Source organism: Paenibacillus sp. FSL R7-0128, from assembly GCF_038002245.1.
In the GTDB taxonomy this organism is placed as follows: domain Bacteria; phylum Bacillota; class Bacilli; order Paenibacillales; family Paenibacillaceae; genus Paenibacillus_AQ; species Paenibacillus_AQ silagei.
Genome location: NZ_JBBOCD010000001.1, coordinates 1,591,314 through 1,607,220, shown reverse-complemented (window position 1 = coordinate 1,607,220; position 15,907 = coordinate 1,591,314). Strand labels below are relative to the sequence as shown.

The 15,907-nt window shown below is 44.0% G+C and carries 4 protein-coding genes; all 4 read right to left on the bottom strand.

Annotated elements, in window-relative coordinates:
* Positions 1 to 23 precede the first annotated feature (23 nt).
* Genes NST26_RS06760 through NST26_RS06745 form a run of 4 tightly spaced genes read right to left on the bottom strand, consistent with a single transcriptional unit; the run spans position 24 to position 15,831 of the window.
* Positions 24 to 7,394, bottom strand: coding sequence for a non-ribosomal peptide synthetase/type I polyketide synthase (locus tag NST26_RS06760; RefSeq protein ID WP_340955295.1), 7,371 nt, complete (start codon positions 7,392 to 7,394; stop codon positions 24 to 26).
* A 10-nt stretch (positions 7,395 to 7,404) separates the two neighbouring features.
* A complete protein-coding gene (locus NST26_RS06755; RefSeq protein ID WP_036727785.1) occupies positions 7,405 to 8,115 on the bottom strand; it encodes a thioesterase II family protein in 711 nt (236 codons plus the stop codon).
* Positions 8,112 to 11,294, bottom strand: a complete 3,183-nt coding sequence (locus tag NST26_RS06750; protein ID WP_340955297.1) for a cyclic peptide export ABC transporter — start codon at positions 11,292 to 11,294, stop codon at positions 8,112 to 8,114. Before NST26_RS06750 ends, NST26_RS06755 begins: the two co-directional genes overlap by 4 nt.
* Positions 11,295 to 11,313: 19 nt before the next feature.
* Positions 11,314 to 15,831 carry an amino acid adenylation domain-containing protein gene (locus NST26_RS06745; protein WP_340955298.1) on the bottom strand — a complete coding sequence of 1,506 codons (4,518 nt, stop codon included), beginning with the start codon at positions 15,829 to 15,831 and terminating at the stop codon, positions 11,314 to 11,316.
* Positions 15,832 to 15,907 lie beyond the last annotated feature (76 nt).

The following is a 15,907-nucleotide window of genomic DNA, read 5'->3' as shown; positions in this document are numbered from 1 at the left end:
GGCTTCGCTTGTAATTATCATAATCACAACATGCCCTGATACTGTTCTTCCCACTTTGAGAGCTCCTCTAAAAATTCATCCATGGTATCCAGATCGCCGAAAAATTCAATAATTTTGCCCGAAATGTGATGAATCGTAGGGTAAAGAAACACATCCTGTACTTTCAGTTCCAGATGAAACTTGTTATTGATGGCATTAATCAAGCTTATGCCAACCAATGAATTACCGCCCAAATCAAAGAAATCATCATACATTCCAATGTTCTCAACCCCGAATATATCCTGCCACAACTCACTAATAGCCTTCTCAAGGTTATTACTGGGCGGGGCATATCTTACACTTAACTCCGGTCTTTGATACAACGTAGTGATGTTCGGTACATCCGTGCCGCTGGTGTTCAAATGCACATTCATCCAGGAGACCTTGTCCTGAGCAGTAATAAGATAAGCTCCATCGCTCATGCTAAGTATACTCCGCAGAATATTTAGAGTTTGTCGCTTATCCGAACCCCACTCCCACGCGGCCGTCTGATATGGACGACTTGCATAAGAGCAGTTGTTCAACAACAACCAAGCCGGTAAGCCGCTGCTGATATCCTTGTCAAATAAGTGGAGGTGTAAATGCAGCATAGGCTTCATCCCGTAGTCCTTGTCAGTCCAACGCAGGTTTGGTGCAGAACCCTCTGATGAATCGGAGAAACAAATGATGCCATTAACACCGAATTCGGATTCACAAGCATCGCGGTAAATTCTAAGCGTATGCTCCTCATCATTTCTCTGAATCTGTTCCCATCTGACTCCATCTAAGCTTCTATACTCTCCGCTCGAACTGTCAGCCACCGCAGCAATTCTGCAGCCCATCTCTGTGAGTAAGGCGATCATTTCCGCTTCCCGTTGCTTGATATCCCCCATAATAAACAAGGACATAGCTTCATCTCCGGCAGAGCTTGAACAGACGCTGTTCTCTTCGGTCCATTCTATAACCCATCGATAGCCGTTGCGGTATACCGCGATGGTCGAATCCTGTCCCTGCTCAAGCTCCATAAGAAGCTGCGCCGCACACTGCTGGTATTGCTGTTCGATCTCCATATCAATCAGCTTGCAGCGTAGATTCTTTGATATGTTATTGAGTGTTAAGCAGCACTTGTTGTAGATGGACGCATCCGTTCTTGTCGGTTCATTTCCTATCACATGGAACAATCTTGACCCGATGAGATAGATCCGGAGAATCTCATTAACCAGCACCTCCCGGAAGAGCCGTTCCAGAATGGACAGCGACTGTTCTACAACTGCCTCCTCCTCATTGAGACCCCACATATACAATATTTCATCCGGCAGGGAGCCAATTCGATCCATGATGCTGATATAATCATTCATTCTTGTGGAGTTGATGTAATATATCCCGTCCGCCTCAGAGAAGTCCTCTGCAGGGAAAATGCAGTATACCTCATTTCCTTCGTCAACCAATTGCCTTTGAATGGAGTCAATAAGCTCTGAAGGGTACCCGAAGATACATACCCGTCTGGTATTTTGCTTAACCCGCAAGCCCCCCAACGAAGCTCTCTTCCAGGTAAGTGAATACAGCGATTGTGATTCATCTCCCTCACGGCGGCTAAGCGTGTCTTGAGGAAGCCAATATCTTTGTTTGAAGAAGGGGTATGGTACCAAAGGCACCCTCCTGCGCTCTTCATTCTGATAAAAACGTTCCCAATTAAACGGAACATGCATTCCCGCTAGCATCCCTGCCGATTTTATGAGACTATAATGCTCACTGTATCCCCGGACGACATGTCCCATGGAGGCAATACATGGGACATCAGCCGATGGCTCCTCGACATTTTGTTGAATCAGGCTTGATAAAAAACGTCCTGGACCTACTTCTAGCGCAACACCTAAGCCTTCTCTCAAAAGCGACTGAATCCCCTTTGAAAAGTTCACAGTCTCACACATATGCCTGATCCAATACTCTGGGTCTGCCGCATCTTCATCCTTCATCCAATGACCCGTTACATTTGAAATATAAGGTATCGTGGGTTTTTTTAACGGAATGCTTTGAAGGAGCTCCAAAAACTGTTCCCGGGCAGATTTCATCATGTGTGAATGAAAAGCCTTGGAACCTTTAATGGCCTGATAGGCCACTCCCTGTTGCTGAAGTGACACCTTAAGAATATCAAGTTCGTCTAATGAACCTGCCACAACTGTTATACTAGGGCTATTTACTGCTGCAACGGACAGTCCCGGTGTCAAGGTTAAGATCGGAAGTGTCTCCTCAACACCCATGCAAACAGCAAGCATCCCTCCCTTTTCCGTGACCCTGTCTATTATCTGTCCGCGCTTCATAATGAGAAATAAGGCATCTTGAAGCGTAATGACCTCTGACAAACATGCCGCTACGTATTCGCCAATGCTGTACCCAATCATTGCTTTCGGTACAACGCCCCAGTGAATGTAGAGAACACTAATTGCGTATTCCAATACAAATAGAGAAAGGTGTATTTGACATGTACTCCATTCATCCGCTTGCCGTCTAAACATTATGTCTCTGATATCAAACCGAGCATGCTGCATAATAATCTTAGCGCAGCGGTCAACTGCTTCACGGAAAACAAGCTCGTTCTCGTACAAATCCTGTCCCATACCGGTATAATGCTCACCTAAGCCCGGGAACATAAATGCGACGCCATGCTGCGTATCTGCACGCTTCAGATAATGAAGTTCCAGCGGGTCTTTGGTTTCGAGTACTTCGATCAGCTCATTTACATCACTGCAAACAAGCATATAGGATTCTTTGAATCTCTTTCTCCCCACAGCCAAAGTGTAGGCGACATCCGCAAGCGATAACTCCGCATGGTTTCGAAGATGACCGATAACCCCCTCCACTGTATCGGTTAAGCTCTCCCACTTTTGGGCGGACAGAATAACTGGCAGATACCTCCTGGATTCTTTTGACGAATGTACAGCTGGTGCTTCCTCCAGAATAAGATGCGCATTCGTTCCGCCAATACCAAACGAACTGACAGCCGCCCTCCGCGGGCCCTCATGAACATTCCACGGCTTCGCTTGGTCGATAACGTAGAAGGGGCTTGTTTGAAAATCAATGTTCGGATTCGCAGACTGATAGTGCAAACTTGGGACAAGCATTGCGTTTTTAAGCATAAGGGTTGTTTTTATTAACCCGGCAATACCCGCCGCTGCATCAAGATGGCCGATATTGGTTTTTACCGATCCGATTGCACAGTATTGGATTTCATTTGTATAGTTCCGGTAAGTCTGGGTTAATGCCGCAACCTCTATCGGATCACCCAATATCGTTCCGGTTCCATGCGCTTCGACATATTGGATGGATTGGGGGTCCACACCTGCACGTGCAATTGCCTTGTCAATTACCTTGGATTGCCTGTTGACACTAGGAGCAGTGTATCCGATTTTCTCGGCTCCATCATTATTAATGGCTGAACCCTTGATCACAGCATATATGTGATCATGATCGTGGAGAGCATCCTCCAACCGTTTCAGTACAACAACACCTGCACCGTTCCCGCTGACAGTTCCATTCGCGCGTTCATCGAAAGCCCTGCACTGCCCGTCTTTAGAAATAACTCCGCCTTCGTCATGATACACAATTTCATCCTGCGGAATTTTCACAGCCACACCGCCGGCCAGAGCCATGCTGCACTCATCGTTAATAAGACTTAGGCAGGCCTCATGGACACACACCAATGATGATGAGCAAGCTGTTTGAATATTAATGCTTGGCCCGCTAAGATTCAACTTATAAGACAATTTGGTGGAGAGGAAATCCTTGTCGTTCATAAGCATGGTCTGCAGAACCCCATGTTTTTTTGCGATGCCCCAAGCTTGGCTGGAGTTTAACAGATATGTATTCATTCCTGTGGTGGCAAATACACCTATCTCACCGGAATACATCTCTGAATGATAACCCGCATTCTCAAGGGCATGGTAGGCACATTCCAAAAAAATACGATGCTGCGGGTCCATTAACTGCGCTTCCATCGGCGTATAGCCAAAAAAACCGGCGTCAAACATATCGATGTCAGAAATGACTCCCGAAGAATATGTTCTCGCTGCGCTCCCCGGCTCTTTCGGGAAAACGCTAATACTGTCAACGCCGTTCACCAGATTGCTCCAGAATGTATCAAGGTCTCCCGCTCCAGGAAATATGCCTGATATACCGATAATGGCTATGTCTGTTTCATGATGAGGGCCCATCTTATGAACTGGAAGCCGAACGTCAGACTCAGCCATGGTCAAGCCACTCAAATGTGACGATAATGCCTCTATCGTAGGATACTGGAACAACGTTGTTACCGGCAGATTCAACTGGTATTCCTGATTGATCCGGTTCATGATCCTCATTACGGAGAAGGAATTGCCGCCAAGATCAAAAAAATTATGCTGCGTATTGATCTCACTGCATTCCAGCTCTTCCCGCCATAATTCCATTACCTTTTGTTCGTAACTGCTCTTGGGAGCAGACCGCTCAATCCTCTTCTCCTCTGGACGGGTTATCTGAAACAGTCCTTGACGGTTTATTTTACCGTTTGGAGTTTTAGGGATATCATTAAGCTGTACCAGAGTCGAAGGAATCATATAAACGGGCAGGAAGCTAACCAAATAATTACGCAGGCCGGTTGTATCCAGCGGTTGATCGGATGTAAAAAATGCATGAAGATTGTCCTCTCCATGCTTGTTCTTCTTCGCAATCACAACCGCCTCTTTTACGCCCCCGAACCTTGCTATAAACCTTTCAATTTCCTCAAGCTCAACCCGGAAACCTCTGATTTTAATCTGGTTATCGAGCCTTCCAAGAATCTCGACACTCCCATTCGGAAGCCACCTTGCGGCATCTCCGGTTTTATACATTCTGCAGTTTTCTTTAAAGGGATGCTCTATAAACCTTTCTTTTGTTAAATCCGGGCGGTTAAAGTAGCCTTGTGACAGTCCCTCACCGGAGATATACAATTCACCGGCCACTCCAATTGGTTGCGGTTGAAACTTATGATTCAGAATATAGATCTGTGTATTACGGATCGGGGTTCCTATGCTGAGTTCCGCGCTGTCAGTCAGCCGCTTGACTGTGGACCATATAGTTGTTTCCGTCGGACCGTACATATTATATATTTCGCCCTTCATGCTATTTTTTAACTCTTCCAGGAGCGGTTCATGAAGGGGCTCCCCGCCGATCAACAAATGCTTGATCGCGTTTAGTGATTCTTTACCTGCATTTTTGTTCAGCAACAGCCTTAAGCGGGACGGGGTGCTCTGAAGAAAATCAATCTTCTTTTCCGTAATCATTTGGCCCAACCGTTCCATATCCGTCTGCTCAACTTCACTGGCAAGAACGATTTTTGCTCCGACTGCCAGCGGCAGCAAACCCTCCAGGGCAAAAATATCGAATGAAATCGTAGTGACTGCGGCAACTACACTAGTCTCATCCATTGGAATGCGTTGTAGCATGCCCTCTATGAAATTATAAAATGCCTTATGTTGAATCATTACCCCCTTGGGAGTCCCGGTTGAACCGGAAGTGTATATCAAATACATCATATCCGAAGGAAGAGGATGCCCATGGGTAAGCACGGAGTCATCCTCGGAAGATTGAACGAGTTCTTCCATAGAAATTGTATCAAACTTTGAACATACATCTTCATATCCGCTCTTGTCGGTAATGATAAGCTTTGTCCCGCTATCCTCAAGAATACTTGTAATTCTTTCCTTAGGATATTGAGGATCAAGCGGCAAGTACGATCCGCCGGCTTTGAGAATGCCCAAAAGGGCAATGAGCAGTTCCGGCTTCCTGCCAACCAATAAACCGACAACCTGATTGGCCCCTATTCCATGGCGACGCAGCAATCGGGCAGCCTGGTTTGATTTTTTATCAATATACTCGTATGTATATCGGTTCTCCCCTTGCTCCACTGCGATGGAATTCGGATATTGTTTGACTGAATCCTGAAGAAGACTAAGAAATGAAGTATTTTCCCCGTCCCCGTTATCCGTTTGGTTGAAATCATGAATTAGCTTATGCCGTTCGGCTGTTGTTAGTATGTCAATGGACTCCACCCATTCATTTGGATCAGCGGCCATTTGTCTCAGTGTATTTTCAAATTGCATTGCAAGGCCGGATAAGGCCTCTGCCGTAACTTGTGTTTTGGGTCCCCCTAGGAAATGCAATTCTATGACATCGGTCAGGACCACTTGCAAGGTAATATCGAAATCACTGCCTTCAAACATCGAGTAATTTCCCAACCGAAACGGCAGATTGTATGTTTTTTTGTTTATATAATCAATGGGGTAGTTCTCAATGATGATATTGGTATCAAACAGTTCCCCGGGAACAGTGGCATTGCAGAATTGTTTGATGTCAATCAGCGGTGTGTTATGATATTGCCTCCGTTCGATTAATTCTCCTTTCACTTTCAGCAATAGCTCTTGCACCGTTAGCTCTTCAATGAGATTGATTTGCATAGGTACCGTATTGATGAACAGTCCAATCATTTGCTCTACTCTCGGGATGCTGACGGGTCTGTCGCTTATAGTTGTTCCGAATATCACGGAATCGGTATTTTTATACTTACTTATGACAATAGCCCAAGCGGAATATAGAAAAGAAGCTGCAGTCAGTTCAAGATTTCTGCATACGCTCTCCATCTTTTCTTTAATTTCCGTAGAAACGACATGTGTATGCTTGAGATTAAGGTTATGTTCTTGTCTCCTGGAGTCCTTATCGGGAAACAGGAGTACCTGTTCTTGTAAATCAATTAAATGAGCACGCCAATATTCCCGCTGTTCTGCTGTATTGCTCTGTTTACTGGCTTTAACATAATCCTTAAAGCTGCTCTTGTTATTGGAATACTCGGAATAGCCCGCTAAACTTTCATAAGCAGTAAATAGATCATCTATTAAAATCACATTACTCCAACCATCAAACAAGATATGGTGATAGGTAAGCAATACTTCATAAGTATCCTTTGCCAGTCTTATCAGCTTCAGCCGCAATGGTTCTTTTTGGAGATCAATCAATTCCCTCCGGTCTTTCGTCTTCAAATCATTGACCAAGGAATTCCTTGTCTCAGCCTCAACAGCTGAATATTCATAGACCTTCACAGGGACCTGCATATGTTTCAAAATGATTTGTACCGGCTCTTTAATATTTTCCCAGCGGAATATCGTCCGCAACATTTCATTCCGCTGTACAACCATATTCCAAGCTGCCGTAAACATATTCACATCAAGAGTGCCTATCAGCTGCAATGATAACTGCTGGTAATACAATTGGCTATCAGGGTTGCTGATGCAATTGAAGAGTATCCCCTTCTGTAAGGGCGTTAATGCCAATATGTCCTCGATTTCGCGGCTAGGCGCCAATTTCATCCCCACCCTCTTATTGTGACACAAGGATTCGGCTGTTCAGGTATCGGATCAGTTCCTCTTCTCTATCATTTAGGTAGAAATGTCCGCCGTTGAATAACCGAATCTCCGTAGGTCCATCTGAATATTCCTTCCATTGCTCCATGATCGGATAAGAAACCAGTGCATCCTCTTCACCCATCAAAGCATACAGATCACAGGTAAGCTTATTCTTCTTGTTATATGTGTAATTCTCAAGCATCTTAAAGTCGGACCGTAAAATGGGGATAAAGATTTTGGCTAAATCCTCATTCTCAAATACCTCCGGGTTCGCGCCTCCCAGTTTCAACACCGCTTCGATAAATTTATCGTTGGAAAGAGTGTGATACACTGTTTTATCGCCCGCTACGTGAGGAGGCCTTCTGCCTGACAGAAATAATCCTTTGGGTTCAGGATAACCGTGCTCAATCAGCTGATAGGTTACCTCGAGTGCCAGCCAGCTACCCATACTATGTCCAAATAGAAAGAAAGGGGCGGAGTCCAAGGTTGACGTTATTTGTTGGAATACATCTTCGACCGCCTCATCAAACCGATCATACAAAGCATTTGTAAACCGTTTGCCCCTTCCGGCCAATTCGATAGGCATGATCCCTATCTCCGGATTGAAATATTTTTTCCACTTGTGGTACATCATCGCTGAACCCCCGGCATGAGGAAGACAATAGATGCGCATTTTTTCATTCATTGAACTAATTCATCCTTTGCGGCAAAGATAAGAGCTGATGCTATGTATTGCGATTGGGGCACAATTTTCCCCAAATCCATCTTTATAATTTGATCTGCCAGATGGAAGTATTGATCATCATGAGTAATGACAATTACACATTTCGATTTTTCCTTCAACTGAAACAACAAATGACTGTAGAAGTAGCTGCGGAATTCGGGGTCTTGATCAGACGCCCATTCGTCAAAAAGAAAAATCGGTTTATCCTCTATATAACTTACAAACAGCGCCAATCTTTTTCGTTGTCCGGTAGAGAGATCTACGGTGCTAAACTCTCCGTTTTCAATTCTTACTTTGTCCGCAACCTGCAATTCAGCAAGCAGATCATCTACTAAGGCATCCTTCAACCGGTTATCTTCGTTCATTCCATACAGCTTTTTGAACAGATAATAGTCGTTGAAGACGGTTGTGTATAAACCCTTCAATTGCTCTGACCCTGACTCCTCCCCGTTAAGCGAGATGCTGCCGGAATGTTGGGAATACAACCCTGTGATTATTTTGGCCAGAGTGGATTTGCCGCTCCCGTTTCCTCCTGTTATGAAAGTTACCTCTCCAGACTTAAACGAACAAGAGAGGGGACCGAGCAGAAACTCATGCCCACTTTCGGTATTATATCTGAATGCAACTTCCTTTAACTGGAGGTCTATTCTCTTTCGCTCTCTGTCAGGGGTTGCCGGAGCGGGTTCTATTGAATCCACCGTCCCGTTCCCCAGCAGATCAATCAATTGATTTAATCTGTTCCAGCTAATTCTGATCTGAAACAGGTTAGGGATCGCATTCAGAACTCCGTTAACAGGACCTGTCATGTAAAGAAAGACCAATACATAGCTGCGCAAAGAGTTATTTTGCACATTATCAAATATGACCGGAAACAAAAATACTACGACACCAATTACAAAAGTAAACAATAGCTCCCCAATAACAAAAACGTTCGTGAATTTCAAATTCCCGGCAATTTGCTTTCTTTTGTAATTATCGCAACATTCCATCATATCCTCATGAAATTCGGAGCGTTTTCTCCTATTCAAGTTGAGTTCTTTAAATCCGTCGACCATGTCACGAATGAAACCGAAGAAAAGGTTCTGCGAATCTCGGGTTTCCTCCCATAATTTATTCGCTGATTTACCGGTGGCAAAATACAAACCCGCAGCAATAGCAATAAAAATGATTGAGGATAAAAGACCATAAAAGTTGATAACACCGAGATAGATAAAGCAACAAAGCAACGTTACAATATTTGTAATCAACGAAACGAAAATATTCACAAAATTGCTGATGTTCTCTGTATCGTTATTAAGCCCGGCATACAGCTTGCCGTTATCGATCTTCTCGAACTGCTCATAATCCGAACCTAGAATTTTGGTAATCAGCTCGGATCTTTTTTCGTACACCAGGTTATTTGTTATATGAATAAATTTAGATCTTACAATCCTCTGACCGAATACATAAATCAAGATCCCCAGAACAAAATACATAACCAAAGCTGTATCTGTATCACCATTACGATTCAGCGCTTCGTTGATGACAAAGATGATTAGGGCGTTGCCAAACCCGCTTAGTAAACTTAAGGAGATCAGAGAGAATATCAATCCTTGTCTTTTTTCTTTCGCTTCAAAGATTGAAGAAATCAGACTATAGACAACAAACAAACCCACCGTAACGTATAGCAGAGCAACAGCGTAAATTACGCTGTTTGGTGCCCATACGTTAACAAAACTCCAAGGCAATCCCCAAAACAAGAGGGCCGGCATTTTGTATAAGGAAAAACCGACGGAGAGAAGAACAATAAGGGCAAATAATACTTTTAAAAAGGATTGAATGAAATTCCCCTTTGCTCTCCAGCCTTGCCTGTGAATTTGAATCAGAGACATGATCAAAAAGAACATAATAGCTAAAGATGCCGGTACCGCTACACAAAAGATTACAAAGGATATTGTGTCAGCCGACTTGTAAGTATCTCCGGTTATAGCATTCGAAGGTTCATAGCCCTGTAGAATTTCTGTAATTCCTTGCCCGATCAGCTCTGTATATGAGCTGTTCAGATTTGCCAAGACAGCTACTCCCACGCCATCCGAGGGACGAATTGAAAAGAATGAAGAATAATTGGGGTTCGAGCCAGCATGTGAAAGCTCCCCTCCGCCCTTCTGAAAAACGTTCCACCCTGCGGCATAGGAAGAACCGTTCGGCCCAGGCATAACCGATCTGTCCGGCTCATGAGATGCACTAATCAGTTTTGCCAATGAAGATGGCAGTTCGGCTTTTCCAAGCTGGATCTGCAGCCAACGCTCAGTGTCACTTGCGTTAGAAATAATATAGCCTGCAGGTGTATTTCCGCGGTATTCCGGCGCCTGATAGGCTGCAGCTCTTAAAAATTTCAGCTTATAGCCCTCTGCAATCCGTCCACTGTCCGATTTATTTCGGCCTAGGTAGGTTTGATTCATTCCCAGTTTCAGCATGACTTCATTCTGCAGATAGTCCTCGAAGGACTGGCCGGTACATTTCTCTATGATGAGCCCAAGAATGTCATAATTAATAGTCGCATACAAAAAACGCTCACCCGGATAAAAATCAAGATGAACGCCACTCACATTTTTAACAGTGTTCTCCAGCGCCATGGATGTGCTGTCAATAGGGATATCCCCAATCGTTTTAAAAGGAATGCCACTTGTGTGATGAAGCAGCTGTTCAAGGGTAATTGGGACCTTCTCCGATATTTGGTGCCCTTTATATTCACCGGAATAGCTTGCCTCAAACCACGGCAGATATTTGGTCACAGGATCCTCTAAGCGGATTAATCCGTTTTCTACTAATTGAAGAACTCCTATCGCTGTAAAAGCTTTGCTTGTCGAGCCCAATTCAAAGAGAGTATCAGGAGACACCTTGACTTTGTTCTGCTTATCCGCATATCCGTAACCCTTTTTTAATATAGTTTTGTTATCCTTCACTACGACAACGGAAATACCGGGTATTCTCCCCTCGCGCATTTGTTTATTGATATACCCTTCAATCTCTTCGAGTTGACTGGAAGGATCGCCACTATTGCCTCCGGAAGCAAATGCATACCCTGTACATACAGACATCAAAAGGATAATGCAAACAGCCGCAACTATAACCCCATTGCTAAAAACAATCCTCTTCATTATGACGTTCCTTCCTCACTTATAATGAATCTAGAATGTAATTCACCTCATCCTGCGTTAAATCGACGGAATGAAAATCTAAATTGGAACGTCTGCCTGCTGCCCCTGAATCTGCCCCCCATTGGGCGATCCTCTCAATATTCTCCTTGAAGATTGCCGCTAACCGGTGAATAGACTTCATTGTATAGCGCTTATGGTTATAGCATATTTCTGTAAAAAGCCGGCGGTTGATTATATAAATATTGATGTCCATCAGGGATGTACATTGATTGCCCGGGTGATTCTCATATTTCCGCTTGGTTAGGTCGAGATCAAAACTGTCCATGTCAAGCGCCAGATCTCCCAGATAATTGAACCGGATATATTTCTGGCATGTCCCTGTAAACAAACCCTTATGATATTGTAAAAGACCAAATCCGTTACCCTTATTCGGAATTGCCTGGAGTTGGTCTCTCAACTCGCCCAGTTGGTTCTGCAGGCTGCCTGACCCTAACGTTATTCTCACCGGATAAATGGAAGTGAACCATCCCACCGTCCTGCTCAAATCAATATCCGTATCCAGGCCATCTCGTCCATGCCCTTCTAATTCAAAGACTATATCGAGTTCCCCTGTTAAATCGTTCATGGTCCTTATAAAGGACAACAATAGCAATTCATTCATAGAAGAATGAAGCCTCACGTTGGCTGCAGTGGTCAAATGAAGCGTGGTTTCCTCACTGAATCCCCATTCATGCACAATACAATTTGCGATGATATCATCTTCCCGGGCTACTTCCTGATCATCCCCTTGAAAAGAAGCCGACTTAGCGGCAACCACGCTCCAATATTCTTGCTCTTCCTGCTCCAGATCGTCCAGCCTGCAAATCATCGCATCGGACCATTCTTTAAGCGAATGGGTTCTCACCAAGGAATTGGCAGAAAAAGCTCCCCCTTTCCCGATCAGTCCGTCCAGGTCGCGCAAGAGGATCCGCCAGGATACTCCGTCTATGATAAGATGATGGGCCACGATCATACATACTTGTCTCTGTGCGCCTAAATCCGCCAAGCATACTCTCAATAAGAGGTCATTATTCAGGTCAAAAGCCCTGTTTAACTGGAAACTGATGTGGTCCATTTGCTCAGCTTGCTCCCCTGCGGACAGCCCGCTGAGGTCATAAGAGCCAACTACTAACGGAACGTTTAAATGCCGGTTATTATAGAACATGCTACCCGATTCTTTGTCCAGGTTAATTCTTAAGCCATCATGTACACGGATGAGCTCTTGAACCGCCCGTTGCAGCATATTCTTATCGGTGTTCCGCTTCATGTTAAGTACCACCGATTGCATATAGTGCCCCGGGCTGGCTAACTGCTGCGACTTAAACCAGCGCACAATCGGTGTATCCTCAATATTTCCTTGAAGCACTTCCTGTACGCTACCAGTATTCAATTCTAAACAATCTATCATCTGTTCAATAACAGGAAACGACAAGATATCCCGTACACTTATTTTTAAGCCGAACTGGTCTAATAATGCGGAAGCAATTTGAATAGCTTTTATGGAATCGCCCCCCACATGGTAAAAGTTATCCTTTAGGGATAATTGGGAGACATTGAGAATATTTTGGACGACAGAAAGAAATAACCCGCTGATGTCATGTTCCGCTGCTCCCCTCTCTGTCACTAGGCGCTCCGTTGAATCAGAAGCACCCTGCTCAGGAACCGGAAGTGCCGAACGGTCAATTTTCCCGTTGGGGGTAAGGGGCATTGTATCCATCCTGATAAAGTAAAGCGGACACATATAATCCGGCAGCTGCCCGGATACAAAACGTCGAAGGTCCTTATCGTTAATATCCTTCTTGGCAACATAATAAGCGACTAAAGCAACAGCCCCGTTGATATTATGGTCAACAATCGTCACATGCTCAATATTCCTGTGCTTCAGCAAAAGGTTCTCAATTTCCGGTAATTCCACCCTGAAGCCTCTAATCTTCACTTGCTGGTCCATCCGCCCGAGATACTCCAAGCAACTGGCTGAGGCTAATAATTTTCCCAAGTCTCCTGTGCGGTACATCCGGTTCCCTTTATTAAACGGATCTTCCATAAATTTATCTTTAGTTGTCTCTGGTTGATTCATATAGCCTCTCCCGACACTATCCCCTGAGATATAAATCTCCCCGGATACCCCTGTAGGAACTGGCCTTTGTTTTTCATCGAGTATATAGATTCGGTTATTATGGCTGGGTTTCCCGATAGAGACCGACGCAGCCCTTTCCAGTTGCGGCTCAAAGCGGTGGATCATACAACCTACCGTCGTTTCTGTCGGACCATATTCGTTGTAAATGCGGATGTTCCCGTCAAAATTGTCATAGACGGCCTGTGCCAACGCCTGCTTCAAATCCTCACCGCCGACGATTAATGTATGGACACAGGACTCCTTATATATTTTGTCCTTTATTAAGTTCAAATGTGAGGGTGTGGCCTTCACAACCGTCGCATGTTTGTCTTTAAATATCCGATAAAAAACATATTCATACGCATTATCCTCATACACTGCGATCTCGCCGCCGCTCAACAATGGCGTAAAGACGGAGGTTACTGTTAGATCAAAGGCGAGTGAAGAATAGAATGCAAACACCTCGCGGGGTGCTTTAACATAAACTTGCTTTGCCCACCAGATATAGTTCACCAAATTGCGATGCTCAATCATGACACCTTTGGGTCTCCCGGTTGATCCCGAAGTATAGATCACATACGCAAGATCTTCTGGGGAATTCACAACGTTCAAATTCCTGTCTTCCCCATTGTACAGGGATGAGTCTTGAACATGGACGACTTCCCCCCAGAAATCATTGTCGGGAAACGATGTATTATTAACAAGAAGTATCTGTACATTCGCATCCTGCAGCATATACTTTATTCGATCCGGCGGATAAGACGGGTCCAAAGGAAGATATGCGCCTCCCGTCTTCAAGACTGCAAGTATACTGATAACCGTCTCAATGGAATGTCGGGTAAGGATGCCTACTACCGATTCCACACCCACATTCCTTGACCTCAGAAATCTTCCAAGCTGGTTGGCCTTCCGGTTCAGTTGGTCATACGTCATAACCTCTGAGCCGAAGCTTACAGCCCGTGCATCCGGACATTCATCCACATACTCTTCAAATAATTGATAGACAAGCTTATTCCGGGGATATGCGGATTCTGTACGGTTATACTCTTCCCGGATATTATCACTCTCAGTCGGGACATGAAGGCCAAGTATGCTATTAAGAGGATGCTTTATCATTTGTTCCGCGATATCTGTAATTGTCCCATACATATGATTGATCTGATCCCTGCAATACAAATCTGTTTTGTAGTCAATATCAATTGTAAGAGCGCCGTCTGCGTCCCAATCTCTGATGATGACATGCAGGTCGTACAGCTGACATCCATTGTAGAATTCCTTATTTTCAACTTTCAGATCATTGATAGCATTAGGCAACGCCGTATTGTAATAATTGATGCTTATTTTCATCAGTCCGTTTATATGTGGGTGTCGTTCTTTGAGGTCGTGAATCATCATGTCATAGGGATACTTCTGGTGGAAGTAGCATTCCTTGAGTTCCCTTTGGATGGATTTAAATGTCTCCAATACAGATGTACTAGGCTCCACCCTGAACCTGAACGGCATCGTACTTGTGAACATACCGAAGATTCCTTTTTCCTTTTTCCCTGAACGGTTCAATACCGGAGTTCCGATTACCAGTTCAGACTTGTTTAAATACAAATAAAAATACGCAACGAACATACTTATAAAGAATGTGTTAATTGTAATTTCATTATCTCTAACATATTGTTTCCATTGAGCAGCTGTATGCGGGTCTAGAATAAATGATTCTCTACACCCTTTCTTTACCTCTAAATGGACTGAGCTACAATCTTCTGGTATGATGTTAAACTTGTCACACCAGAACGCTTTATCCTTTAAACGCCGCTTTGAAGATAAATAATTGTTTTCAATTGCAATATACTCACTGAACGGCAGTGCGTCTGCACCCGCATATTCCTGAATTCCTGTAAATTGCTTATAGTGATCTGCAATCTGATTTGTTAACAAATGGATGGACCAGCCATCCGCTATAATATGATGTAATTTAACAAAATAACCGCATTGTCTATCATTTAATATGTACATCACAAAACGGAAAAGATTACTGTTTTCTTTGAAGAATGGCAGTTGCGCTTCTTCCTTCACCCAGTCATCGAATGCTTGTTCCGGTACTTTATGACTGCGGAAATCAATAATAGGGATGTCAATATCCTCACTTCTATATTCCGCTATAAACTGCATGACAACGCCGTTTACTTTTTTTAGCTGTACCCGGATTCCTTCGTTGCTTCTGATGACGGATTTTATAGCTTGCTCCATTAATTTGAAGTTAACCATCCCTCCAATGTTTACCGGGCCGCCAATATTATGGACGGATGTTCCTGAATAAATTTCCTCAATAACCCAAACCCTGCGTTGAGGATGGGTTAAAGGATAATATTGTACGTCCCTTTCCTCCATAACTAACTACCTCCGTACATATAATAATATAAAAAAAAGACAAGACACTGGGTGTCTCACCTTTTTCGTTTCAGAG

Coding starts and splice junctions, on each gene's coding strand:
- NST26_RS06755 (WP_036727785.1), bottom strand. CDS start 8,115: ATGAATGAAAAAATGCGCATCTATTGTCTTCCTCATGCCGGGGGTTCA.
- NST26_RS06745 (WP_340955298.1), bottom strand. CDS start 15,831: ATGGAGGAAAGGGACGTACAATATTATCCTTTAACCCATCCTCAACGC.
- NST26_RS06750 (WP_340955297.1), bottom strand. CDS start 11,294: ATGAAGAGGATTGTTTTTAGCAATGGGGTTATAGTTGCGGCTGTTTGC.
- NST26_RS06760 (WP_340955295.1), bottom strand. CDS start 7,394: ATGAAATTGGCGCCTAGCCGCGAAATCGAGGACATATTGGCATTAACG.